Source organism: Lentzea sp. NPDC051838, assembly GCF_040681245.1.
In the GTDB taxonomy this organism is placed as follows: Bacteria; Actinomycetota; Actinomycetes; order Mycobacteriales; family Pseudonocardiaceae; genus Lentzea.
In genome coordinates, this window is sequence record NZ_JBFAYI010000001.1 from 1,134,830 (window position 1) to 1,159,885 (window position 25,056).

At 67.6% G+C, this 25,056-nt stretch carries 21 protein-coding genes; 11 read left to right on the forward strand and 10 right to left on the reverse strand.

Annotated elements, in window-relative coordinates:
* Positions 1-3 precede the first annotated feature (3 nt).
* Positions 4-897 (forward strand): acyl-CoA dehydrogenase, encoded by an 894-nt coding sequence (locus tag AB0M24_RS05175; RefSeq protein ID WP_363761238.1) that lies wholly within the window; start codon positions 4-6, stop codon positions 895-897.
* Here AB0M24_RS05175 and AB0M24_RS05180 read toward each other — a convergent pair.
* Together AB0M24_RS05180 and AB0M24_RS05185 are read right to left on the reverse strand one after the other, a co-directional pair.
* On the reverse strand, positions 881-1,969 hold the full coding sequence (locus AB0M24_RS05180) for a nitronate monooxygenase family protein (RefSeq protein ID WP_363761240.1): 1,089 nt from the start codon (positions 1,967-1,969) through the stop codon (positions 881-883). The genes AB0M24_RS05175 and AB0M24_RS05180 overlap by 17 nt on opposite strands.
* Before the next feature lie 51 nt (positions 1,970-2,020).
* Positions 2,021-3,622, reverse strand: a complete 1,602-nt coding sequence (locus AB0M24_RS05185) for an acyl-CoA synthetase (protein WP_363761241.1) — start codon at positions 3,620-3,622, stop codon at positions 2,021-2,023.
* A 74-nt stretch (positions 3,623-3,696) separates the two neighbouring features.
* Between AB0M24_RS05185 and AB0M24_RS05190 the strand changes: the two genes are divergently transcribed.
* Positions 3,697-4,488, forward strand: coding sequence for a crotonase/enoyl-CoA hydratase family protein (locus AB0M24_RS05190; protein ID WP_363761243.1), 792 nt, complete (start codon positions 3,697-3,699; stop codon positions 4,486-4,488).
* Here the strand turns inward: AB0M24_RS05190 and AB0M24_RS05195 are convergent.
* The 6 genes from AB0M24_RS05195 to AB0M24_RS05220 all read right to left on the reverse strand — a co-directional run bounded on the left by AB0M24_RS05195 (position 4,485) and on the right by AB0M24_RS05220 (position 11,623).
* Complete coding sequence (locus AB0M24_RS05195) at positions 4,485-5,384, reverse strand: PIG-L family deacetylase (protein WP_363761245.1); 900 nt, start codon at positions 5,382-5,384, stop codon at positions 4,485-4,487. The two genes, AB0M24_RS05190 and AB0M24_RS05195, sit on opposite strands and share 4 nt — an antisense overlap.
* A gap of 38 nt (positions 5,385-5,422) precedes the next feature.
* Positions 5,423-6,805, reverse strand: coding sequence for an alpha/beta hydrolase (locus tag AB0M24_RS05200; RefSeq protein ID WP_363761576.1), 1,383 nt, complete (start codon positions 6,803-6,805; stop codon positions 5,423-5,425).
* Positions 6,806-6,903: 98 nt separating this feature from the next.
* Complete coding sequence (kstD, locus tag AB0M24_RS05205; protein WP_363761247.1) at positions 6,904-8,610, reverse strand: 3-oxosteroid 1-dehydrogenase; 1,707 nt, start codon at positions 8,608-8,610, stop codon at positions 6,904-6,906.
* On the reverse strand, positions 8,607-9,062 hold the full coding sequence (locus AB0M24_RS05210; protein WP_363761249.1) for a pyridoxamine 5'-phosphate oxidase family protein: 456 nt from the start codon (positions 9,060-9,062) through the stop codon (positions 8,607-8,609). The genes kstD and AB0M24_RS05210 overlap by 4 nt, the downstream gene beginning before the upstream one ends.
* Positions 9,055-10,569, reverse strand: a complete 1,515-nt coding sequence (locus AB0M24_RS05215) for an acyl-CoA synthetase (RefSeq protein WP_363761251.1) — start codon at positions 10,567-10,569, stop codon at positions 9,055-9,057. Before AB0M24_RS05215 ends, AB0M24_RS05210 begins: the two co-directional genes overlap by 8 nt.
* Positions 10,570-10,594: 25 nt before the next feature.
* Positions 10,595-11,623, reverse strand: a complete 1,029-nt coding sequence (locus AB0M24_RS05220) for an LLM class F420-dependent oxidoreductase (protein ID WP_363761253.1) — start codon at positions 11,621-11,623, stop codon at positions 10,595-10,597.
* A gap of 46 nt (positions 11,624-11,669) precedes the next feature.
* Between AB0M24_RS05220 and AB0M24_RS05225 the strand changes: the two genes are divergently transcribed.
* The 5 genes from AB0M24_RS05225 (at position 11,670) to AB0M24_RS05245 (ending at position 16,206) form a co-directional block, all read left to right on the forward strand.
* Positions 11,670-12,614: an OB-fold domain-containing protein gene (locus tag AB0M24_RS05225; RefSeq protein WP_363761255.1), complete on the forward strand. Its 945-nt coding sequence runs from the start codon at positions 11,670-11,672 to the stop codon at positions 12,612-12,614.
* Positions 12,615-12,621: 7 nt separating this feature from the next.
* A complete protein-coding gene (locus tag AB0M24_RS05230) occupies positions 12,622-13,677 on the forward strand; it encodes a thiolase domain-containing protein (RefSeq protein WP_363761257.1) in 1,056 nt (351 codons plus the stop codon).
* A gap of 95 nt (positions 13,678-13,772) precedes the next feature.
* Entirely contained in the window at positions 13,773-14,915 is a 1,143-nt protein-coding gene (locus AB0M24_RS05235; RefSeq protein ID WP_363761259.1) for a thiolase domain-containing protein, read from the forward strand.
* The gene (locus tag AB0M24_RS05240; protein WP_363761261.1) at positions 14,912-15,772 is read left to right on the forward strand and encodes a TIGR03619 family F420-dependent LLM class oxidoreductase; all 861 of its coding nucleotides are present in this window, start codon (positions 14,912-14,914) and stop codon (positions 15,770-15,772) included. The genes AB0M24_RS05235 and AB0M24_RS05240 overlap by 4 nt, the downstream gene beginning before the upstream one ends.
* On the forward strand, positions 15,769-16,206 hold the full coding sequence (locus tag AB0M24_RS05245; protein ID WP_363761263.1) for a nuclear transport factor 2 family protein: 438 nt from the start codon (positions 15,769-15,771) through the stop codon (positions 16,204-16,206). Before AB0M24_RS05240 ends, AB0M24_RS05245 begins: the two co-directional genes overlap by 4 nt.
* Before the next feature lies 1 nt (position 16,207).
* Here AB0M24_RS05245 and AB0M24_RS05250 read toward each other — a convergent pair whose 3' ends face one another.
* Entirely contained in the window at positions 16,208-19,081 is a 2,874-nt protein-coding gene (locus tag AB0M24_RS05250; protein WP_363761265.1) for a CARDB domain-containing protein, read from the reverse strand.
* Positions 19,082-19,334: 253 nt separating this feature from the next.
* Between AB0M24_RS05250 and AB0M24_RS05255 the strand changes: the two genes are divergently transcribed.
* Positions 19,335-20,960, forward strand: a complete 1,626-nt coding sequence (locus tag AB0M24_RS05255; RefSeq protein WP_363761267.1) for a GMC family oxidoreductase N-terminal domain-containing protein — start codon at positions 19,335-19,337, stop codon at positions 20,958-20,960.
* Here AB0M24_RS05255 and AB0M24_RS05260 read toward each other — a convergent pair.
* The gene (locus tag AB0M24_RS05260; protein ID WP_363761269.1) at positions 20,957-22,183 is read right to left on the reverse strand and encodes a cytochrome P450; all 1,227 of its coding nucleotides are present in this window, start codon (positions 22,181-22,183) and stop codon (positions 20,957-20,959) included. The two genes, AB0M24_RS05255 and AB0M24_RS05260, sit on opposite strands and share 4 nt — an antisense overlap.
* A 121-nt stretch (positions 22,184-22,304) precedes the next feature.
* On the opposite strand from AB0M24_RS05260, the gene AB0M24_RS05265 reads away from it, so the two are divergent.
* The 3 genes from AB0M24_RS05265 to AB0M24_RS05275 all read left to right on the forward strand — a co-directional run bounded on the left by AB0M24_RS05265 (position 22,305) and on the right by AB0M24_RS05275 (position 25,022).
* Positions 22,305-23,432: a steroid 3-ketoacyl-CoA thiolase gene (locus tag AB0M24_RS05265; RefSeq protein WP_363761271.1), complete on the forward strand. Its 1,128-nt coding sequence runs from the start codon at positions 22,305-22,307 to the stop codon at positions 23,430-23,432.
* 236 nt (positions 23,433-23,668) lie between these two features.
* Positions 23,669-24,280, forward strand: a complete 612-nt coding sequence (locus AB0M24_RS05270) for a hypothetical protein (RefSeq protein ID WP_363761273.1) — start codon at positions 23,669-23,671, stop codon at positions 24,278-24,280.
* A gap of 322 nt (positions 24,281-24,602) precedes the next feature.
* Positions 24,603-25,022, forward strand: a complete 420-nt coding sequence (locus AB0M24_RS05275) for a hypothetical protein (protein WP_363761275.1) — start codon at positions 24,603-24,605, stop codon at positions 25,020-25,022.
* Positions 25,023-25,056 lie beyond the last annotated feature (34 nt).

Here is a 25,056-nt window from a genome sequence, read left to right on the forward strand (position 1 = left end):
GCCATGGACTTCACGCTGACCGAGGCGCAACGGGAACTGGCCGCGCTGACCCGCAAGATCCTCGACACGTCGGACACCCCCTGGCTCGACCTGGTCAAGTCGGGCGTGGTGCCGGAAGACCCGACCGAGTTCGGCGTCCTGGAGCAGTGCGCGGTCCTGGTCGAGCTCGGCCGTGCCGTCGCTGATGTCCCCTACCTGCCGACTGTCCTGGCACAACAGGCGCTCGCGCAGTACGACACCCCACATCCTGGCGCCGTGCTGTCGATGGCGCTCGCTGAGGACGAGAACGGCGCGAAGACGACGGTCCCGTTCGCCACCACCGCCTCGGCCTTCCTCGTCGCCCATGACGGCCAGGTCTTTCTCGTCGAAGCCGATGACCTCGACATCAGCGTCCAAGAGCTGGTCGACGGAACCGAGGCGGGCACGTTCGAGTTCACCGGCGGCCGGTTGATCGAGGGGCTCACCCCGGAGTGGCTGATCACGCGGTACACGGTGGGGCTGTGCGCGTTCCAGCTCGGCGTCACCGAACGCGCGTTGGAGCTCACCGCCGAGTACGCGCGCACCCGTGTGCAGTTCGACCGCCCGATCGGCAGCTTCCAGGCAGTGGCGCAACGCCTCGCTGATGCGTACATCGACGTCGCAGCGATCCGTTTGACGCTCTGGCAGGCGGCTTGGCGGCTCTCCGAGGGCCTGGACGCGGAAGCCGAGGTGGCGACGGCGAAGTTCTGGGCCGCCGACGCCGGACATCGGGTGGCGCACACGGCCGTCCACGTCCACGGCGGCACGGGCATCGACATGAGCCACGAGGTGCACAAGTACTTCACCGCGGCGAAGCGGGCCGAGTTCGAGCTGGGCGGTGCGACCGCCCAGCTCCTGAAGCTCAGCGCAGCTTGGTGAGTCGCTCGAGGGTTTCGTCGAACTCCTGAAGCAGTCCGGCCATCACCTCGGCGACCGGCCGGACCTCGTTCATCCGCCCGACGACCTGTCCGACCGGCATCGACACCACGGACGGGTCGTCGGACCGGGCGATGCGCAGGTGCGCCTCGCTGACCAGCAGGTTCTGCAACGGCATGGGCAACGGCTCCGGAGCGTCGGTGCTGCCCCACGCCTCCGTCCACCGCGTCTTCAGCAACCGCGCGGGTTTGCCGGTGTAGATGCGGGTGCGCACGGTGTCGCTGGAACTGGCAGCGAGCAACGCCTCCTGCGTGCTGGAGTTGCCCAGCTGGTACTCCGCGGTCGTCAGCCAGTACGAGCCCATCCACACACCGGACGCGCCCAACGCCATCGCGGCCGCGGCCTGGCGTCCCGACCCGATCCCGCCCGCCGCGAGCACCGGGACGTCCACGGCGTCGACGATCTCCGGCACGAGCACCATCGTCGCGATCTCACCCGTGTGGCCACCGGCCTCGTAGCCCTGTGCCACCACGATGTCGACGCCGTTCTCGACGTGCCGGCGGGCGTGCTCGGCTTTGCCCGCGAGGGCAGCCACCGGCACCCCGGCCGCGTGCACGCGCTCGATGACGTCGACCGGTGGTGAGCCCAGCGCGTTGGCGATCAGCCGGATCGGGTGCTCCAACGCCACGTCGACGTGGGAGCGCGCGACCGAGTGCAGCCAGCCGAGGACGCCCTCGCTGTCCTCGCCCTCGGGCAGTGGTGGCACGCCGAGCTTCAGCAACGTCTGCTGCACGAAGTCGCGGTGCCCCTGCGGGATGAGCTGCGACAGGTCGACCTGGGTGCCCTCGGTCGGCACCTTGGCGGGCATCACGATGTCGACGCCGTACGGTTTTCCGTCGGTGTTGGCGTCCATCCACGTCAACGCGCGGTCGAGGTCTTCCGCGTCGTTGAACCGCACGCACCCGAGCACCCCGAGGCCGCCCGCCCGGCTGATCGCCGCCGCCACATGCTCGGACGGCGTGAAGCCGAAGATCGGGTGCTCGATGCCGAGCCGGTCACACAGGCTGGTGCGCATGGTCCTCCGCTGTGTTTGATTGCTGCTCCGCAGTGTTCGACGCCGAGCCGGTCACACACGCTCGCGGGCTTGGCCCTCCTGTGCGTGCTCTTCCACGTGCTGCTTCGCCCAGGTGTAGTCCGGCTTCCCGCTGGGCGTCCTGCCGATCTCGTCGACCAGCCAGAGTGACCGCGGCACCTTGTAGCCCGCGAGCGTCTCCCGCACGTGAGCGTCCAGTTCGGACAGTGTCGGCGACGCACCCTCACGCGGGTGCACGATCGCGCCGATGCGTTCGCCGAGCAGCTCGTCGGGAATGCCGATCACTAGCGCGTCGAACACGTCCGGGTGCGACTTCAGGACACCCTCGACCTCTTCGGGGAACACCTTCTCGCCACCGGTGTTCACGCAGGTGTTCCCGCGGCCGAGCAGCGTGATGTCGCCGTCCTCCTCGAACCGCGCGTAGTCGCCGGGCACCGTGAACCGCTTGCCGTCGACCTCCACGAACATCCGCGCGGTCTTCTCGGGATCCTTGTAGTAGCCCAGCGGGATGTGCCCGCCGCGCGCGAGCTTGCCGATGACGCCCGGCACCGGTTCCAGCTTCTTGCCGTCGTCGTCGATGACGATGGTGTCCTCGTTGAGCTTCACCTTGGTGCCGTCGGTCTTCACGATCTCCTTGGGCACCGCGCCGATGCCGGTCGACCCGGTCTCGCTCGACCCGATCGACTCCAGCAACGTCGTGTGCGGCAGGAGCTCCTGGTACAGCTTCTTCACCGGGTAGGAGAACAGCGCCGCGCTGCTGTTGAGGATGAACAACGACGAACCGTCGTACGAGCCGCGCTGGAACTCCTCGATCAGCGGACGGCCCATCGCGTCGCCGGTCATCGCCGCGACCTGGACCTTCTCCCGCTCGATCACCCGCCAGATCTCCGCGGGGTCGAACTTCGGCACCAGCACCACGGTGCTGCCGCAGAACAGGGCGCCCAGCACGGCCCACTGCGCGGCACCGTGGATCAGCGGCGGGAGACACAGCCGGACGAGGCCGTAGTCCTTGCCCGACTTGGCCTGGTGCCACTCGTCGGTGAGCCGTTCGCCGGTCACGAAGTCGATGCCGCCGCCGAGCGTGCGCCACACGTCCTCGTGCCGCCACATCACGCCCTTGGGCATGCCGGTCGTGCCGCCGGTGAACAGGATGTAGAGGTCGTCGGGGCTGCGCGGCGCGAAGTCGCGATCGCCCGTCTCGTCTGCCAGCGCGGTCTCGTAGTCGGCGCCGGCGAAGTCCTCGTCGGTCTCGTCGTCGATCACCACGGTGTGGCCGGGAGCGCCGACCTCCGCGACCAACGGCGCGTACCGCCGTTCGTGCACGAGCGCGACCAGGTCCGCTTCCCCGAACAAGTACTGCAACTCGTTCTTGGTGTAGCGGTAGTTCACGTTGATGGCTACGGCGCGCAACTTGTAGACGGCGAGCATCGCCTCGACGAGCTCGATCGAGTTGCGTGCGTAGAGCCCTACGTGCGATCCCTGTTCCACGCCGTTCTTTGCCAGGTGGTGAGCCAGCTTGTTGGCTCGTGTCTCGAGTTCGGCATAGGTGACCCGCTTGGACCCGCACACGAGCGCGGTCCGGTCGGGCACGGTGTCAGCGGCGTGTTCAACGAGGTCTGCGACGTTGAGGGCCATGCTGTGCAAAGTAGAACGTGTTACTGTTCTGGACAATCCCCCGTGCGGTCAGACTCGATCCAGGAGGCGCCCGAATGACGACTACGACCCAACCCCACGCGTTGGTGGACTTGGTCGGCAACGTTCTGGTCGTCACGATGAACCGGCCCGAGGTCCGCAACGCCCTGTCGGGTCCGATGATGGCGATCATGCGCGAGGCCTGGGACCGCGTGGACAACGACCCCGACGTGCGCGTCTGCATCCTCACGGGCGCCGGCGGCTCGTTCTGCGCGGGCGCGGATCTGAAAGCGATGACCACCAACCACCCCAGCGAGTCCGACGGGAAGTTCGACTTCTCGGTCATCGAACCGCTGCTCAAAGGTCGTCGATTGACGAAACCGCTCATCGCCGCGGTGGAGGGCCCGGCGGTCGCGGGCGGCACGGAAATCCTTCAGGCGACCGACATCCGCGTGGCCGGCGAGAGCGCGCGGTTCGGCGTCTCGGAGGCGCGCTGGGGCCTGTTCCCGCTCGGCGGATCGGCGGTGCGGCTACCGCGCCAGATCCCGTACACCGTGGCGGCGGACCTGCTGCTGACCGGGCGGCACATCAAAGCCCCCGAAGCCAAGGAGATCGGCCTGATCGGTCACGTCGTGCCGGACGGTGAGGCTTTGAACAAGGCCATGGAACTCGCCGAGCTGATCACCGCGAACGGACCGCTGGCGGTGCGGGCGATCCTGAAGACCATGCGGGAAACCGAGGCCATGCACGAGAACGAGGCGTTCAAAGTGGACGCCCGGCTCGGCATGGAGGTGTTCCGCAGCGAGGACGCGAAGGAGGGCCCTCGCGCCTTCGCCGCGAAACGCAAGCCGGAGTTCAACGGTCGTTAGCAGCCCGGGACGGTGAAATCGCCCGGCGGCACCCACGCCGTGCCGGGGTGGAAGATCCGTCCTTCCGGCCGGATCTGGCGGCTGAACGCGTACTCGTGCGAGAGCCGCTGCACCTCGGGGTCGTGCGGCCAGTACTGGTCCCAGATCTCGATCTTGCGGTCCCGCCAGTAGCCGAACACGTTCTCCGGGAAGTTCCTGCTGTTGTAGCCGGTGTACTCGTCGCGGCGGATCCACGTCCGGCGCGCACCGTCCACGTCCGCCTCGGCGGTCAGGAGCGCCCCGGAGATGTGGTCGACGTGGTCGCCGTTGGGCCGGTCGCGGTGGCCGATCGTGCTGCCGGACCGGATGTAGTTCGGCTTCGCGTGCTCCAGGATCGCGTGCAGCATGCCGATGAACGTAGGCCCCGAGTACGCGGGCCTGCCGTCGATCGGGCGGGCGACGTACGGGCTGAAGTGCAGCATCTTGTACAGGTCGCCCTGCGGGTCACCACCGCCGTCGCACCCACCGGACGCCGCGTGGATGTAGGTGAAGACCAGCCGCACGTTCGTCCCGTTGAGACGGTTGGTCGCGACCGGATGGCCGTTGAACCACATCTCCTCGAACGTCCAGTTGTTCGCCACGCGCGCGGCCTTGGCGTACGCGGCGCGCTCGCCTTCGACGCGCTGGTTCGCGTACGGCATGGCGGGCCTGGTGTGCACCTCGCCCGCTGTCAGGTAGACGACCCAGACGTTGAAGCCGGCCTCGATGTCCGATGCGATGTCCGGGTTCATGAACAGCAGATCGTCGTCCTGATGCGCGACGAACGAGACGGTCGTCGTGGTCGCCGCCTGCGCGGCGGTCAGCGTGGCGGCGACCAGGACGAGTGATGTGAAGAAGGACAGCACGATTCGACGCATGAACTCTCTTCCCCCAGGAAATGTGCTCGCGGGGGACCCTACCTCGGTGCCGGACAGCTGTTCGCCGGAACCGTGAGGTCGAGGAGATAGGCGTCGACGCCACCGCGGGTGCAGGCGGTGCGCGGGTAGGCGACGTGGCCCCAACCCTCGTAGGTCAGCAACGCGGTGTTGCGCGCCTGGCGGTGGACGTTGACCGCCCAGTCGTACGGGGTCGTGGGGTCGTGCCGCGCGCTGAGCACGAGGATCTTGGGCGCGTTGCGGATGTCCAGGCGGTGAGGCGAGTTGGTGGGCCGACCAGATACGCCGATGCACGCGGTGGCTTCGTCGTGGCCGAGGAAACTGCCGCGCATGACCGGCGAACGGCGCAGCTCTTCTGCGCGCAGCCGCTGGTACTCGCCGAAGTTCCTGATGCGCAGGGTGAAGTCCTGGCAGACCGTGGCCAGCCGCACGGACTCGTAGTTGGGCTCGAACGCCAGCCTCTGCCCGCCGGTGATCAGCTCCGCGGCCCACTGCCAGTCCGGATCCCTGAGCGCGAAGTACATCGAGTCGAGCAGCCGCTGCCGGTCATCGCCCGCGCGGACGAGGGCGGCTTCCCACGCTTGGTAGACGTCCTGTCCGTGCAGGGCGCAGGACTCCGTGCGGTCACACCACTTCGCGAACTCGGCGAACGAGTCGTCGGCAGCCGCGGCCCGGTCGCCCACGAACCGCTTCGCGTCCGCACTGTGGTCGACGACGCTGTCCAAGACCATCGCGCGGACCCTGTTGCCGAACTTCTCCGCGTACAGCTGGCCGAACACCGTGCCGTAGGACAGGCCGAAGTAGCTGATCTTCTGTTCGCCCAGGGCTCGCCGGGCCGCGTCCATGTCCTGGGCGACCAGGGCGCTGTCGGCGTGGTCGAAGATCGGGCTGCGCTCGCGGCACTTCTCGAGCACGCCCTGGTTGAAGCGCAACAACGTCGTGAACGCCGCCTCGTCGGCCGGGTAGATCGACGGGCGGTCGGTCATCAGGTCGGCGCAGCGGATGGCCAGGCTGTCGCCGGTGCCGCGCGAGTCGATGCCGACGATGTCGAACCGCGCGCGGAGCTCTGGGCTGAACAGGCCGGAGAGCGCGAACGCCGCCGCTGAGCCACCCGGACCGCCGGGGTCGACCATGAGCACGCCGATGCGCCGGGCCGGGTCTGTTGCCTTGTGGCGCGCGATCGCGAGGTCGATGCGCGGGCCGCGTGGCTTGGCCCAGTCGAGGGGCACGCTCAGGGTGCCGCACTCGCCGGCGGGGTTGTCCGGGCACGGTACCCAGGTGACAGGCGGGGTGGATTCGGGGCCGACCAGTTCCGCCGAGCTCGCGAGGCCAGCAGCAGCGCCTTCCCTGCCCATCAGCATCGAGGGTGCTGCCTGCGCCGACCCCGCCCACCCCACCAACATCACCACAGCGGCGAGCGTGGCCGGTGCTCGTCTCGTCAACCGCACAGTGCCTCCAGTTTCGGGTCTATGGGAGCGCTCCCCTAAGACCCTACTGGCGGCTAGATGTCGTTGGCCGCGATGTATCCGAACGTCATCGCCGGTCCGATAGTCGAGCCCGCACCGGCATAGCTCCGCCCCATCACGGCCGAGCTCACGTTGCCCGCCGCATACAGCCCGGGGATTACCGAGCCATCTGGGCGCAGCACGCGCGCACGGGCATCCGTGACCATGCCACCCTTGGTGCCGAGATCGCCGGGCACGATCTTGAACGCGTAGTACGGCGGCGCCCACAGCGGCGCGAGGCACGAGTTCGGGAACACGGCCGGATCGGTGTAGTAGTGGTCGTAGGCGCTGTCGCCGCGCTTGAAGTCGGTGTCGCGGCCGGTGAAAGCCTGGTTGTTGAACCGGCTGACGGTCGCCTTCAACGCACTGCCGGGCACACCGATCGCCGAAGCCAGCCCGTCCAGAGACCAGTTCTTCACGACCGCACCGCCCTGGTACCAGGCATCCGGCAGCGGCAGGGTGGGCGCGACGTCGGCGAACAGGTACCTGTTGCGATAGTTCTGGTCCACGACGAGCCACGCCGGGATGCACGGATCGGTGGGGTTCTTGTCGTACATGGTGTGCACGACGTCGCTGTACGGCGCTGCCTCGTTGACGAACCGCCGGCCGGCCGCGTTGATGATCAGGCCGCCGGGCAGGGTGCGTTCGGCGAGGCAGAAGTAGGGCGAGCCGGGCGTCGGGATCACCGGGCCCCACCAGGAGTCGTCCATCAGGTCGAGCGCGGCACCGGCGCGCAGGCCCGCGCGGTGACCGTCGCCGGTGTTCTCCTTGGCGCCGACCGTCCACTGAGTACCGATCGGTTGCCGTTGGTACTGCGCGCGCATCGACGCGTTGTGCTCGAAGCCGCCGGATCCCATGATCACGCCACGACGTGCGCGAACCAGCCCGCGCGAGGTCAGCACGCCACGGACCGCGCCGTTCTCCACGACGAGATCTTCGAGGCCCGTGTTCAGCCAGACCGGGACGTTCGCCTGCATCAGGCCGGCACGCAGACCGCCCGCCAACGCCTGCCCCATCGTCAACGGCTTCTGACCGGCCAACGCGGCTGCCGTTCCGCGTGCCAGAGCAGCGGCGGCGGTTGCGGCTCCCTTGGCGTTGACCAAAGCCAGAGCGAGCCACTTGTAGTCGGCACCGTAGATCACCATGCCGGCCGGAGTGGCGAGGTAGGGCGCGTTGAGGTTCGCAAGCTCGGCGCCGAGGATGCGGCCGTCGATCATCTCCGGCTCGATCGACCGGCCCTTCGCGATGCCGCCGGGGTACTCGGGGTAGTAGTCGCTGTAGCCGTCCATGTGCCGGAACCGCAGCGGGCTGTTGCGCATGACGAACGAGATCATCTGCGGCCCATGAGCCAGATAGGCCTGTTGCCGGACCGCAGGGATGTCGCCGACGACGGCCGCCATGTACTGGCGCGCTTTCTCCGGCGTGTCCGGGATGCCGGCCGCGAGGATGATCTCGTTGTTGGGGATCCAGATACCGGCACCCGACCTGGCGGCGGAACCACCGAAGGTCGGCGCCTTCTCCACCACCACACAACTCAGGCCTCGTTTGGCCGCGGTGAGCGCGGCGGTCATGCCGGCCGCACCGGCGCCGACCACCACCACGTCGAACTCACCCAGGTCGGCCGAGGCCGGCGAGGTTCTGACCAGTCCGGAGGCCAGCGCGAGACCGGCTCCGGCGAGCACCTGACGGCGGTTCAGGGTCATGGGGTCACTCCAGACATCAGCTTCCGGTGGTCCCAGCTGGCCGTCCTGGTGGGACGGAAGACGACGGCGACGCGCCTCGACATGGCCTTGCGCAGGGCTTCCCGCTCCTGCTCGCCGTCGCCGACCTCGCCGAAGTTGCGCGCCACCACGGCGTCCACGACTCGGCCGAGGTCCGGGAGGAACTCGGTGACACCTTCCATGTGCACGCCGCGCAGCTGGTCGTAGGTCTCCCCCGCCTCGGCGAGCACGCTGCAGCGCGGATCTCGTTGCAGGTTCACGATCTTCTGCGACTTGCGGTCCGTGCAGAACACGATCTCGCCGTCCAGCACCGCGAACCACATCGGCGCGAGGTGCGGCAGCCCGTTGCGGCCGATGGTGGCAACGATCAACGTCTTCTGGCCGTCCAGGAACGCCGAGATCTCGGCGTCCGTCATCTTGATGAGGTCACGCACGGTCGCGGAGCTTTCGCTTGTACAGCTTGCCGTTCGGGTCGCGGGGCAGTTCCGCCAGGTACGAGATCGTGCGCGGCAGCTTGAACTTCGCGAGCCTCGTGCGCGCGAACTCCAGGATCTCCTCGGTCAGCTCATCGTTCGCGACGACACCGTCCGCGGGCTGGACGACCGCCTTGATCTCCTCGCCCCAGTCCGGGTGCGGCACGCCGAACACCGCCACGTCGGCGACCTTGGGATGGCACACGAGCTCGCCCTCGATCTCCGCCGGGTAGATGTTCACACCACCAGAGATGATCATGTCGTTCTTGCGGTCGCACAAGAACAGGTAGCCGTCTTCATCCAAATAGCCGATGTCCTGCAACGTGAACAGCTTGCCGACCCGAGCAGCCCTCGTCTTCTCCGCGTCCTTGTGGTACTCGAACGTCGCGTCGCCCATCCGCATGTAGACCAGGCCGCGTTCCCCCACCGGCAGGTCGTTGCCGCTCTCGTCGAGGATCTTGATCTCCGACGTGGGCCACGGCAGACCGACGGATCCCGGTTTGCGCAGCCATTCCTGAGCGGAGATCGCGGTGCCGCCGCCCTCGGTCGCGGCGTAGTACTCGATCACGACCGGTCCCCACCAGTCGAGCATGCGACGCTTGACCTCGAGCGGGCACGGCGCGGCGCCGTGGATCATCGAGCGCAGTGAGCCGAGGTCGTACTTGGCCTTGATGTCGTCCGGCAGCGCCAGCAGGCGGTGGAACTGGGTCGGCACCATGTGGCTGTGGGTGACCTTGTGCCGCTCGATCAGGCGCAGCATGTCCTCGGGCGCCCAGTGGTCCATCAGCACCGCGGTGTGGCCGAGCTGGATCGAGATGACGACGAAGTTGAGCACCGCCGTGTGGTACAGCGGTGATCCGCACAGGTGCACGTGCCCGTCGTGCGGCTTGATGCCGAAGATGCCGAAGAACCACGGCGCGCTCGGCGGAATCACGTCAGGATCCGCGCCGGTCAACGGCCTGCGCACGCCCTTGGGCCTACCGGTCGTGCCCGAGGTGTAGAGCATCGGCGAGCCGGCCGTGCGGACGTCCGGACGGCCCGACTCCTGTTCGCCGAGCTTGGCGAGCGGTGTGAAGCCGTCGATGTCGCCGACGGAGTACTTCGCGTCGGCAGGGAGACTCTCCGACGCTTCCGTTGCCGCCGCGGCGAACCGTTCGTGGACCACGAACGCCTTGGCGCCGCTGTCCTGCACGAGGTACGCGACCTCGGCCCCGGTCAGGTGCCAGTTGGCCATCACGACGTAGAGGCCGGTCTGGTAGGCGGCGAAGTACACCGCCACCAGCTCGGCGCTGTTCGGCAGCATCAGCACGATGCTGTCGCCGGGTTCCAGCCCCAGGGCCTGGAACCCGCGCCCGTAGCGGTCGGCCTCCGCCGCCAGCTCCCGGTAGGTGATCTCGCGACCGCTCGGATCGACCAGCGCGGTCAGGTCCGGCTGGTCGGCAGCGATGTTCCAGAGTCCAGTGACCACACCCTCAAAGTAGAACGCGTTTCACCTACTGACAAGCCTCAGCGACGGCCTTGATCGAGGCAACGTCACGACACCCGACGATGAGCATCGTGACGCCGGCCTTCTCCCACCGCCCGATCTCGTCGCGGACGTGCTCGGCCGTGCCGACGATGCTGATCTCGGCGACCAGTTCGTCCGGAACCACCTGTGCCGCCTCGTCTTTGCGCCCGGAGAGGAACAGCTTGCCGATGTCCTGCACCGCCTCGCCGTATCCCATGCGGGTGAAGACCTCGGCGTGGAAGTTCATGCCGGGCGCGCCCATTCCGCCGATGTACAAAGCGACGAACGGCTTGAGCATGGCCCTGACCGACACCGGATCGTCCGTCACGACGACCTGACAGGTGGCCGCGACCTCGAAGTTCTCCCTGCTACGACCCGATTTCGCGAACCCCTCGTCCAGCCATTCGTTGTACATCCCGGAGAGCCGGGGCGCGTAGTAGATCGCGAGCCAGCCGTCGGCGATCTCGGACGTCAGCGCGACGTTCTTCGGACCCTCCGCGCCGAGCCAGATGGGCAGGTCAGCGCGCAGCGGGTGGGTGATGGGCTTGAGCGGCTTGCCCAGCCCGATCGCACCCGGCCCCTGATACGGCAACGGGTAGTGCGGACCGGCGTTGGTGACCGGCGCCTCGCGGGCCATGACCTGGCGCAGGATGTCGACGTATTCCCTGGTCCTGGCAAGGGGTTTGGCGAACGGGCGGCCGTACCAGCCCTCCACGACCTGAGGTCCGGACACGCCCAGCCCGAGCACGAACCTGCCACCTGACAGATGGTCGAGGGTCAGTGCGTGCATGGCACAAGCGGCCGGCGTTCGTGCGGACATCTGCACGACCGACGTGCCGAGCCGGACCCGTTGCGTGTCGGATCCCCACCACGCCAACGGGGTGAAGGCGTCCGAGCCCCACGCCTCGGCCGCGAACACCGCGTCGAAGCCGAACTCTTCCGCCGCCGCCACCAGTTCGGGGGCGTTCGAGGGTGGCGCCGCACCCCAGTAGCCGAGCTGCAGACCGAGCTTCATGGCACCCATCTTGCCACCATTTCGAGAACCTGTTTCACTTTGATCTGTGACTCGGCCACTGAGTGCTCCGCTCGACGTGGGCTTCGACTACACGCGCTCCACCGGCCCCACGCTGGGCCGGTTCCTCTCGGATCTGCGCCGCCGGAAGGTGACGGGGATCCGCGGTTCCGACGGCCGCGTCCACGTGCCGCCGCTCGAGTACGACCCGGTGACCGCGACCCGGCTGACGGACTTCGTCGACGTGGCGTCGACCGGTGTCGTGCGCGGGTGGTCGTGGATTCCCGAGCCGCTCGAAGGCCAGCCTCTCGACCGACCCTTCGCGTGGGCGCTGATCCAGCTCGACGGCGCGGACACAACGATGTTGCACGCAGTCGACGCCGGAACTGCTGACGCGATGTCGACCGGTGCGCGCGTACGGGTGCGATGGCGCGACGAACGCGTTGGCGCGATCACCGACATCGAGTGTTTCGAACTCTCGGATGCTCCTGGGGATGACCCGGTCGAGGCCGAGGAAGTCTCGATGGTGATCACGCCCGTGAACCTCCATTACACGCATTCCGCGTCGCCGACCGAGGACCCGTTCCTGCGCGGCCTCATGGAAGGCCGGCTGATCGCCCAGCGCTGCCCTGCGTGCTCGAAGGTCTACTTCCCGCCGCGCCCCGCGTGCCCGACCGACGGCGTACCGACGACGGACCAGGTCGAGCTGTCCGACCGCGGCACGATCACGACGTTCTGCGTGGTCAACGTGCCGTTCCTGGGCCAGCGCATCCCACCCCCGTACGTCTCGGCCTACGTGCTGCTCGACGGCGCGGACATCCCGTTCCTGCACCTGCTGCTCGGCATCGCGCCCGAGGACGTGCGGATGGGCATGCGTGTGGAGGCGGTGTGGAAGCCGCGCGACGAGTGGGGCCCGACGATGCAGAACATCGACCACTTCAAGCCTTCCGGCGAGCCCGACGCGCCGTTCGACTCCTACTCCCAGCACCTGTGAGGCCCTGATGCGCGATATCGCAGTGGTCGGGTTCGCACAGACGCCGTGCGTGCGCGAGACCGACGGCACCACCAACGGCGTCGAGATGCTGGTGCCGATCTTCCACGAGGTGCTGGGCTCGCTCGGCCTGACCAAGTCCGACATCGGCTTCTGGTGCTCGGGCTCCTCCGACTACCTGGCCGGGCGAGCGTTCTCGTTCGTGTCCGCGGTGGACGCGATCGGCGCCTTCCCGCCGATCATGGAGTCGCACGTCGAGATGGACGCGGCCTGGGCGCTCTACGAGGCCTGGGTGAAGCTGCTGTGCGGCGAGATCGACACGGCTCTCGTCTACGGCTTCGGCAAGTCGTCCGCTGGTCAGCTCCGACGAGTCATGGCGATGCAGCTGGATCCCTACGTGGTGACTCCGTTGTGGCCTGACTCTGTTGGCCTGGCCGGGATTCAGGCTCGGATGGGCATCGAGGCCGGACTGTGGGACGAGCGCGCGATGGCTTCCGTCGCCGCGCAAAGCCGTGCCAACGCGCTTTCCAACCCACTCGCGCAACTGTCCGGGAACGTCGACGTCGACGAGCTGCTGGCGTCCGAGTACCTTGCGGATCCGTTGCGACGGCACGACTGTGCGCCGATCACCGATGGCGCGGCGACGATCGTGCTGGCGGCGGGTGATCGCGCGCGGGAGTTGTGCGAACGTCCGGCGTGGATCACGGGCTTCGAGCATCGGGTGGACTCGCCGTCCTTCGGCGCACGTGACCTGTTGACTTCGCCTTCGACGGTGGCCGCGGGCAAGGCGGCCGGGGCTGAGGGTGTCGAGGTGGCTGAGCTGCACGCGCCGTTCACCCACCAGGAGATCCTGCTGCGCCAGGCACTTGGGCTCGGGGATGACGTGGTGGTCAATCCGTCGGGTGGAGTGCTGGCGGGCAACCCGATGTTCGCGGCCGGGCTGGCGCGGATCGGTGAGGCGGCCAGGCGGGTGCACGACGGCTCCGCCGCGAAGGTGTTGGGCCACGCGACGAGCGGGCCCCTGCTCCAGCAGAACCTGGTCTGCGTCATGGAAGGGCGGGAGTAGATGCGGAGCCTCAGCCGCGTGGAGGAAGGGCGGGGAGCGGAGATGCGGCCCGCCCTCCAACCGAACCTCGTCCCCATCGTGGAAAGGCGAGCCTGATGCGCCCCGCAGCCGTAGTCGGCACCGGCCAAACCCACCACGCGGCAAAGCGCCTCGACGTCTCCATGGCCGGTCTCTGCCGCGAAGCGATCGACCGCGCGATGGCCGACGCGGGCGTCGACTGGTCCGACATCGACGCCGTCGTCCTCGGCAAGGCCCCGGACCTGTTCGAGGGCGTCATGATGCCCGAACTCTTCCTCGCGGACGCCTTGGGCGCGGTCGGCAAACCACTCCTACGCGTCCACACCGCGGGTTCGGTCGGCGGCAGCACCGGCAACGTCGCCGCCTCACTCGTCCAGTCCGGCGTGCACAACCGAGTGCTGGCCGTGGCGTTCGAAAAGCAGTCCGAGTCGAACGCGATGTGGGCGCTGTCAGTGCCGACCCCCTTCACCATGCCGGTCCACGCGGGCGCCGGCGGCTACTTCGCCCCGCACGTCCGCGCCTACATCCGCCGCGCGGGCGCACCCGAACACGTCGGCGCGATGGTGGCCGCCAAGGACCGGCGCAACGGCGCCAAGAACCCGTACGCGCACCTCAAACAGCCGGACATCACCGTCGAGTCGGTACAGGCGTCCACGATGCTCTGGGACCCGATTCGCTACGACGAAACCTGCCCGTCCTCGGACGGCGCGTGCGCGGTCGTGATCTCCGCCGAGCCGACCTCAGGAAGGGCCGCGTGGATCCGGGCGACCGCCCTGCGCACCGAGCCCACCACGTTCGCCGGACGCGACCAGGTCAACCCGCAGGCAGGCCGCGACGCCGCACGTGCGTTGTGGAAACAGGCCGGGATCACCGATCCGCTGTCCGAAGTGGACGCCGCCGAGATCTACGTCCCGTTCTCCTGGTTCGAACCGATGTGGCTCGAGAACCTCGGCTTCACCGACCTCGGCCAGGGCTGGAAGCTCACCGAGGCGGGCGAGACCGAGATCGGCGGCCGGCTCCCGGTCAACCCGAGCGGGGGCGTCCTGTCGTCCAACCCGATCGGCGCGTCCGGGTTGCTGCGGTTCGCCGAGGCGGCCATGCAGGTCATGGGCACCGCCGGCGACCACCAGGTGGACGGCGCCCGAATCGCACTGGGCCACGCGTACGGCGGCGGCTCGCAGTTCTTCGCCATGTGGGTCGTCGGATCGGAGAAGCCATGAAGTTCACCGTCGGCATCGCCATGAGCCCACTCGACCAGCTCACCGAGCTCGCCCAGTGCGCCGAGGAATGCGGCTACTCCTCCATCGCCCTGCCAGACTCGCTCTTCTTCTCGGAGAAGGTCTCCGCCGACTACCCGTACACGCCCGACGGCTCCCGCATGTGGAACGCCGACACCCCGTGGGTGGACCCGTTCGTCGCCGCCGCCGCGATGGGCGCGGTGACCTCGCGCATCCACTTCTACACGCAGGTGCTGAAACTGGGTTCTCGCAACCCGTTGCTGCTCGCGCGTCAGGTCGGCTCGGTCGCGCACCTGACCGGCAACCGCTTCGGGCTCGGCGTCGGGCTCGGCTGGTCGCCCGAGGAGTTCGAGTGGTGCGGCGCCCCGTTCAAGAACCGCGGGCCGCGGGTCGACGAGATGATCGACATCCTGAAGCTCGTGCTCGGCGGTGGCATGGTCGAGTACCACGGCGACTACTTCGACTTCGACCGCCTGCAGATGTCGCCCGCGCCGACCTCGCCCGTGCCGTTCTACGTGGGCGGCCACACCGAGGCTGCTCTCAAGCGCGCCGCTCGCGTCGGTGACGGCTGGACGTCGGCGATGATCAAGTTCGAGGACCTCAGGTCGGTGATCGCCCAGCTGACCGATCTCGGGGCGTTCGAGCGGCCGTTCGAGATCCAGGCCGTATGCATCGACAGGTACGGCCTCGACGGGTACCGGCAGCTCGGCGAGATCGGGGTCACCGACATCATCGTGGTGCCGTGGCTGTTCTACGGCGTCGGTTTCGACGGCACGCTGCAGGCCAAGAAGGACGGACTTCGGCGCTTCGCCGACGAAGTGATCGGAGAGTTCGCGTGACCGCCATCAACTGGACGGCCTCGAAGACCGAGACCCCGGCCCGCGTCGCCTCCTGGCGTTCGATGGAGGCCGTGACGACCGGTGCCAAGGACGCCTGGCTGGCGTTGTTCGCCGAGGACGCGGTGGTCGAGGACCCGGTCGGCCCTTCGATGTTCGACGCCGAAGGCAAGGGCCACCACGGCAAGGAGGCTATCTCCGCGTTCTGGGACATGACGATCGCCAACGTCGAACGCTTCGAGTTCGCGATGCACGACTCGTTCGCGGCCGGGTCCGAGTGCGCCAACGTCGGCACGATCACGGCGCATCTGCCTGGTGGGGCGCGGATCGACACCGAGGGCGTGTTCGTCTACAACGTCGGCGAGGACGGGCTGATCAAGTCGCTGCGCGCGTTCTGGGAGACAGAACGCGCGCTCGCGACCCTCAAAACTCCTTGATCTAGCAGCCGATCGTGAAGGTGGACGTCGAGTTCCTGACGTCCACCTCGTTGTTCTTCAGGCGCAGTCCTTCGAACGTCACCGCGCCGATCGCGGGCCCCTGACCGGGTTCGGGCAGCTCGTTGGCCCACAGACCGAAGCCGGACTTGGCTTCGAACTGGTCACCGCTGCGCCGGGCGCCGGTGATGGACACGTTGGTGAACTTCGTGTCGGTGATGGTGTTGGCCGGCTGGCCGTTCACGTAGTTGGTCTGGAACATGATCCCGCTGTAGGTCGGGTCGACGATGTCCAGATCGCTGACCCGGATCGCCTGGAACCTGTTCGTCGCCGAGAACAGCCACAGCGCCGGGAACGTCTGCGCGCCCCAGAAGTGGCCGCCGGACCGGTCGATCGTGATGCCCTTCAGGGTGGTCGGCGCAGGCCCGAAGTCCTTCATCGGCACGCCGAAGCTCAGCGAGCTGATGGTCGCGCCGGAGCCTGCCAGCACGTCGGCGATGTGGATGTCGCGGAACGTGTTGTTCTGGCCGCCGTACACCGCGATGCCCGCCGCACGCCACGGCGTCAGCGCCGAGAGGTGCTCGAAGACGTTGTCCCGCTGGTCTCCGTTGTGGATGTCGGTGGCCGCCCACAGCGCGAAGCTGTCGTCACCCGTGGAGCGTGCCTCGTTGTTGACGACGTGGTTGTTCGTGCTGCCGTTGGTGAAGTTCACCGCGTCGGCGAACAGGTTGCGGAACCGGGAGTCGCGCACAACGAGGTTGTGCACGTTCGTGCCCCAGATGGCAACCACGGTGTGCTCGACCCAGAGGTCGTCGAACGTCAGATCCGACACGTTCTCGACGTTGAACACCTTGCCGGGGCCGTCGATCCGCGTCGTGTAGTCGCCGAAGTAGCCGAAGCCGCGGAACGTCGAGCCGCTCGCGGAGCTGTCGACCGTGAAGCCCGCGTCGGTGTTACCCGCCCCGACCGCGTGGAACCTGGTGAACCACGGCCCTGCGCCGACGACGTTGATCGCGGTGCCGGCGACCGTGAACTTGCCCGTGTTCTCGTAGTCACCAGGTGGCAGGTAGACGCCGATCAGCTTGCCGGTGACGTCCTTGCGCACCTTGTCCAGCGCGGCCTGCACGGCGGCGTGGCTACGGCCGTCGGGGATCACGTAGCGGGCCGGGTCGGGGTTCGCTCGCGGGCTCACCTGCTCGAAACTGACGAAGTCGATGGCGTACGTCGACGTGTTCCTGGCGGTCTTCTGCAGCTTGATCTTGCTGCCGGCGGGCACGGTCGTGCCGAGCAGGACGTTGGCCTCGTCGTAGATGTGCCTTGCCGGACCTGCTGCGGGGTCGTTGATCGGACCCCACTCCGGGCCGTAGAGCCACGCGTACTTCGACGTGAGGTCGATCGCCTTGAGGTAGCGGCCGTTGACGAAGATGTCCAAAGTGGACTCGACGCCGTCGGGCATCGAGAACCGGGTGACGAGCGAGTTCGCCGGCCGGTCGGTCGTGAACTCGACGGAGCTGCCGGTGGTGTTCAGCGTGACCGCCTTGCGACCGGACGCCTCACCCGCGAGGTCACCGATCGTGCGGTTCGGGCCGACGACCGCGGCACCGCCGGCGAGCTTGCCGTCCTCGGCCTCGATCGTCTGGTACGGCAGGCGCGCGCCGCGGCCGACGTACAGGTCGGACGAGCTCGTGTTGTTGTCCCGGTTGGACTTCGCCTCGGCCGGATCCGGTGTGATCACCGTGCGGACGACGTACTTGCCGTCTCGAGCGGGCCAGGAGCCGAGGTCGACCGGCTTGGCCGTGCCACCGGCGGGGATCCGGCCGGTCTGCACGCCGTAGAACCTGGCGAGCACCGCTCCGGTGTGCGCGTCCGACACGGTCGACTCGATGAGGTGCACGTACCCCGTCGTCGCCCGCGAGCCCTCGTTCCTGACGGCGACGGAGAACCGCACCCGGTCCCCCGCGGCCGGGCTGCTCGGCGTCCAGGACACCGGTGCCGCGACGAGATCCGCACCAGCTGCGGGGCCGACGGTGATCTGGCTCGTCAGCGCGTTGTTCTGCTCGTTCGTCTCGAAGATCGCCCCTGCTTCGTCGACCTTCGCGACTACCCGGTGCGTCCCCGCGGCGAGCTTGCCGATCTTCGCCGACACCTGCCGGGACGCGGCCGCGCCGAGCGGGCCGACCTGGGCGGTGGCGACCTTCCGGCCGTCGGCGTAGAAGCTGACGTTCGTGGTGGCCGCCGTCGCCAGCGTGCCCTTGTTCACGATCGTCGCGTTCGCGGTGATCTCGTTGCCCGCCACCGGGTTCGAGGTCGAGATCGTGCTCACGACGAGGTCCGGGTTGGGGGCGGGCACGCCGATGATCTGGAAGTCGGAGATCTGGCCGCCGCCGGATCCGGTGTTCGCGGTGATCCGCAGTCGCACGTCCGCGACCTTGGCGGTGAGCGGGATCGTCACCTTGTTGCCGGTGGCCGGGTCGAACCCGTACGGCGTCGCGGCGACGAGGCTGGTGAACTCGGTCGAGGACTGCTCCCGTCCGAGCACCTCCACGGTCTGCGTGCGCGGCCCCCACTCCGGCGCGGGGTTCACCCGCAGCACGATCGAGCTGATGTCGGCGTTGGCACCGAGAGCGACGGTGAGGAGGTTCGGGAACGTGTCACCCGCGGCCTCCCAGTAGGAGGCGGGGTCGTCGTCGATCGCCTTGCCCGCGGTGAAGTTCCCGATCGTCGAGGACGCGGTGATCTGCTTGCCGGTGGCCAGGTTCTCCTCGCCAGGCGCGGCGAGGGCGGTGCCGGGCCCACCTGCCGTCAGCAGTGGCGTCCCGAGCAGGGCCGCCGCCAGCGACACTGCCACGAGTCTCGAACGGGGCCGGTTCCGGGCCATGGGGACCACCTCACGTGGGAATCTGTCCCGAATTACCGGGACGTAGTTCGGTTTTTGCAATGTCACGTCCACTTCTTGCGGACCAGAACCTACCCCCAGATCGCCGGGAATCCGAGAGGACGTCTTGCCACGCGATCACTCACAACGGAATCCACAGCATCGGCGGCGGGCCGTTGCGAAAGCAGGCCGACGCACTCTACGTTTCACTAGAACAGGTTTCAGTTTTCGGTGCCGGGCCGACCGAGGAGTGGACATGGCGAAGAGGGCGTCGCGGGGCGACGAAGCCGACTACGTGGTCGTCGGGTCGGGCAGTTCGGGGGCGGCGATCGCGGGCAGGCTGGCGGAGTCGGGCGCGAGCGTGATCGTTCTCGAGGCCGGGAAGACCGACGAGAAGCTGATGGTCCGCAAGCCGGGTCTCGTCGGCCCGATGCACGCGGTTCCCCAGCTCAAGAAGCCTTTCGACTGGGGCTACTACACAGTGCCGCAGAAGCACGCCCTCGACCGCGAGATGCCGGTGCCGCGCGGCAAGGTGGTCGGCGGGTCCAGTTCGATCAACGGCATGGTCTACGTCCGCGGCAACCGCGCCAACTTCGACTCCTGGGCCGCGGAGGGCAACGAGGGCTGGGACGCCGACAGCGTCAACGCCGCGTACAAGCGGATGGAGGACTTCGAGGACGGCGAGAACACGTTCCGAGGCAAGGGTGGTCCGATCAAGGTCACCCGGATCAGGAACCCCGAGGAGGGCTCCCTCCAGTTCCTCCAGGCGACCGCCGACGCGGTGGGCTGCAAGATCCTCGACGACTACAACGCCGAGTCGCAGGAGGGCGTCAGCCGGATGCAGCAGAACGCCGCGCACGGCCTCCGCTACAGCGCCTCACGCGGCTACCTCCACCACCTCGCGCCCCGGACACTGGAGCTGCAGTCCGGCGTGCTCGTCCGGAAGGTGCTGATCGAGAACGGCCGTGCCGTGGGCGTCTCGGTGACCGACCCCGACGGCACGCAGCGCACTGTCCGCGCAGGCAAAGAAGTCATCCTGTCGGCCGGGTTCGTCGGATCCGCGCAGCTGCTCATGCTGTCCGGGGTCGGGCACGCCGAGCACCTTCGCGAGCACGGCATCGACGTCGTCGCGGACCTACCCGTCGGCGACAACCTGCACGACCACATGTTCCACGCGCTGACGTTCCACGTGTCGTCGAGCCGGCACAAGGGTTCGCCGTTGTACTTCGCCCGCGGGCTGACCGCGGAGCTGCTCCGGCCGGGCACCTCGTTCCTCGCGAACTCGGTGTTCGAGGCCGTCGCGTTCCTGAAGACCTCCCAGGCCGGGCAGATCCCGGACCTCCAGCTGCACCTGCTGCCGTGGGCCTACGTGTCTCCCAACCAGGACGCGCCGATCCGGCACGACGTCGACCAGCGGCCGGCGCTCACCGTGCTGACGACGTTGATCTACCCGAAGAGCCGCGGCACGCTCCGGCTCGCTTCGGCGGACCCGGCGGCGGCACCGCTCATCGACCCCCAGTACCTCTCCGACCCGGCCGACCTCGAGGTGCTCGCCGAGGGTTCGGAGATGGTCCGCGAGATCTTCGCGTCGAAGGCCTTCAACGGCTCGGTCAAATCCGAGATCCACCCCGGCGCTCAGGTGCGGGGCCAGGACCTGCGGGACGCGATTCCCAACCGCGCGACGTCGGTCTACCACGGCGTCGGCACGTGCCGGATGGGTGTCGACGAGCTCGCGGTCGTCGATCCCGATCTCAAGGTCCGCGGTGTCGAGGGGTTGCGCGTGTGCGACGCCTCGATCATGCCGTCGATCACCGGTGGCAACACGAACGCGCCCGCCATCATGATCGGTGAGATGGGGGCGCGTCGCGTGCTTGGCCGCTAGGAATACTGGACTCGGAACTCCTTGATGCCGTTGAGCCAGCCGGACCGCAACCGCCGCGGTTCGGCTGTCTGCTTGATGTTCGGCATGGCGTCGGCGATCGCGTTGAAGATCAGGTCGATCTCCAGCCGGGCCAGGTTCGCACCGATGCAGAAGTGCGCACCACTGCCGCCGAACCCGAGGTGCGGGTTCGGGTCGCGCAGGATGTCGAACTTCGTCGGCTCCTCGAACACCTCCTCGTCGAAGTTCGCCGACGAGTAGAACATCCCGACCCGTTGCCCCTGCTTGATCTCCACGCCGCCGAGCACGGTGTCGGACATCGCGGTGCGCTGGAACGACACCACCGGCGTCGCCCACCGGACGATCTCGTCGCCGGACGTCTTCGGCCGCTCCGCCTTGAACAGCTCCCACTGCTCGGGGTGGTCGAAGAACGCCTTCATGCCGTGCGTGATCGCGTTGCGCGTGGTCTCGTTGCCCGCCACCGCGAGCAACAGCACGAAGAACCCGAACTCCTCCGACGCGAGGAACGCACCGTCCGCATCAGCCTGCACGAGCTTCGTCACGATGTCCGAACGCGGGCACTTGCGGCGATCTTCCGCCATCGTCCACGAGTAGCCGAGGAGCTCGGCGGCGGCGGCGAGCGGTTCGATCTCGAACTCGGGGTCGTCGTAGGAGATCATCTGGTTCGACCAGTCGAAGATCTTGCGGCGGTCCTCCTGCGGGATGCCGATCAGCTCGGCGATCGCCTGCAGGGGCAACTCGCACGCCACGTCCGTCACGAAGTCGCCGCTGCCCTTCGCCACGGCCTCCGCCACGATCCGCTCGGCGCGTTCGGTGAGCGCGTCACGCAGAGCGTTGACGGCCTTCGGTGTGAAGCCGCGCGAGACGATGCCGCGTTGCTTGGTGTGCGTCGGCGGGTCCATGTTCAGCAGGAGCAGCCGCTGCATCTCGATGTTGTCGCGCGGCATGTCGTCCTTGAACCGGATGATCGCGGTGTTCTCCCGACTGGAGAAGACCTCGCTGTTGCGCGAGACCTCCTTGACGTCGTGGTGCCGCGTCACCACCCAGTAGCCGTCGTCGGGAAACCCGCCCTGCCCCTCGGGTTTGGAGTTCCACCAGATCGGCGCGGTGCGGCGCAGTTCGGCGAGCTCGTCGACGGGCAGGCGACTCGCGTACATGTCGGGGTCGGTGAAGTCGAAGCCTTCCGGGATGCGCGGCTTGCCCACAGGAACCTCCTAGGTGGAACGCGTTCTATCCGATTCAAACACGCTTGCGCCTTGTGTTGAAGCCCTCAGGCGGCCAATCTGGAGCATGATAAGAACGTGTTCTAATTCCTAGGAGGCTCGCGTGGGCAGTCCGGTGATCGTGGGAGCGGTGCGCACGCCCATCGGCAGGCGCAACGGCTGGTTGTCCGGTCTGCACGCGGCCGAGCTCCTCGGTGCGGCACAACGAGGTCTTCTTGACAGGACCGGTGTCGATCCGTCCACTGTCGAACAAGTCATCGGCGGCACCGTCACCCAGGCAGGCGAGCAGTCCAACAACATCGCCCGCACCGCCTGGCTGCACACGGGCCTGCCCCACACCACCGGCGCCACCACGGTCGACGCCCAGTGCGGCTCAGCCCAGCAGTCCACGCACCTCATCGCAGGCCTGATCCACGCGGGCGCCATCTCGTGCGGCATCGCGTGTGGCGTCGAGGCGATGAGCCGCGTCCCCTTGCGCAGCAACATCGGCGACGCAGGCTCACCCCGTCCCGACTCGTGGTCCATCGACGCGCCGAACCAGTTCGTCGGGGCGGAACGAATCGCGGAACGGCGCGGCATCGGGCGCGAGGAGGTTGACCGGTTCGGCGTCCAGTCGCAGACGCGGGCTCAGCGCGCCTGGGCCGAGGGACGGTTCACCGCCGAGGTCATCCCGGTGAAGGTGGGCGAGGAGCTCGTGGAAACCGATCAGGGCCTGCGGGAGACCAGTCTGGAAGCCCTGGCCGCGTTGAAGCCGGTGCTGCCCGACGGCGTCCACACCGCGGGCACGTCGTCGCAGATCTCGGACGGCGCGTCGGCCGTCATGGTCGTCGACGAGGACTTCGCACGGGCCCACGGACTGACGCCGCGCGCGCGGATCGTCACGCAGTGCCTGGTCGGTTCCGACCCGTACTACCTGCTCGACGGCCCGGTCGACGCGACCACGCGGCTGCTCGAACGCAGTGGGATGAAGATGGCGGACATCGACCTGTTCGAGGTCAACGAGGCGTTCGCGTCCGTCGTGCTCTCGTGGGCTTCGGTGCACCGGCCGAACCTGGACCGGGTCAACGTGAACGGTGGCGCGATCGCGATCGGTCACCCGGTGGGCAGCACGGGCACGCGGCTCATCACGACGGCGTTGCACGAGTTGGAGCGGCGGGACGCTTCGACGGCGTTGATCACGATGTGCGCGGGTGGGGCGATGGCCACCGGCACGATCATCGAACGGATCTAAGTGGTGCTCATGTTGGTTTGTTCGGGATAGCCGTGCCTGCCCCTCTATAACACGGCATCCGGAATACCGCGCTGAACTGGACGTTGTCCATTCGCTGGCCGCTCCAGCAATCCTTCAGGACCGTCTTGACGTGAGCCGAACGAGTGAATTCGTTGTCCACTGGTAATGGGCTCGCATGCCGGCACGAAGTGAGACATCAAGAGAGCAGGTAGTCACTCGAGAGCAGTGAGCGTCTGATGACCGAGGACCGCGGCAAGAATGACGCCCACAGGGCGGCGATCATTGCAGCGGTGGGAGCGGTCGTTGCCGCCGTGCTCGCAGCGGTCAGCGCGATCGTGGTCGCCTACATCAACAAGCCGGCTACGTCTGCGTCCACACCGGTTTCGTCACCCACGTCTCCATCAGTGTCAGCCACGCCGGCCTCAACATTCGCGATCCCCGCCGAGTGCGATGGCAAGTTCGGCATCACCAGGCCCGCGGACATGACGAAGATCTCCGCCAGCGGCGGAGCCGAGTTCGCCGGAACAGCCTGCGACGGTGAGCAGATCTGGCTGCTGGACCATGATCCGACTGATGGGTACTACTACCAGGTCAACGCAGAACCACTTGTCATCGCGGCAGGCGCCTGGCGTTTCGTGAACGCACCCATTGGCAACCCAGGCGACCGCAGGGGGACGGTTTACCCGGTGGTCGTTCTCCGGGCCACCACATCCTGTAGCGAAGCGTTGAAGAACATGAAGGCTGACGGCGAAGGCACCGTGAAGTTCACACCACTGCCGACCACCTGTCCTGCACCTGGCGACAAGGCTCACCGCACAGAAGTGCGGCTGGTCAACGACGGACCTTGAATGTCGGCGTGAGGCAATGTTGCGTGACTTCTGGAAACGTCGTCAGGTCGCACTCACCGCAGTCGCGGTCTGCGCAGCGATGGCACTGGCTCTGCTCTTGACGCTCCCTCTGTCCAAGGGTCCGGTTGAGCAAGTTCTACCAACACAGGGTGTATCAACCACTACGCCTTCCACCACGACACCCACAACAAACGCGACAACTACGGCGGCGGCCAAGTCGGCTTCGTCAACAACTGTGACAGTCACACCAGCGCACACTGCCTCACGGCCCGTGCCATCGCCGACAGCGTCCACGCTCACGCCACAGCAAAAAGCTCCGACGATGGTCACCACCGGCTGCGACACGATTTTTGCCGTGTCGCAACCAGCCGAGATGACCAGGATCTCAGCGACCGAAGGGGCGCTGTTCGCCGGATCGGCATGTCGTGAGGACCGGATCTGGATACTGGATTTCGATCCCACCGACGGGTTCTTCTACCAGACCAACGAGAACCAGCTGGCGATATCAACAAGCGGGAAGTGGTCGTTCCACAACGCCCCTATCGGTAACGATGGGGACGAACAGGGCACCGTCTACCCTGTTGTCGTCCTTCGTGCATCGCAACAGTGCGGTGAGGCATTGGCCAACATGAAGCCCGACGACGGGGGCACCGTGAAGTTCAAGCCGCTGCCTGCCAGTTGCCCCGCCAGTTCCGATGCTTCCAACTACAAGACGGTCAACGTCGTGAACGACCGACCATGACCACCCGACGTCGAGTTGCGGTCGAGGTAGACGC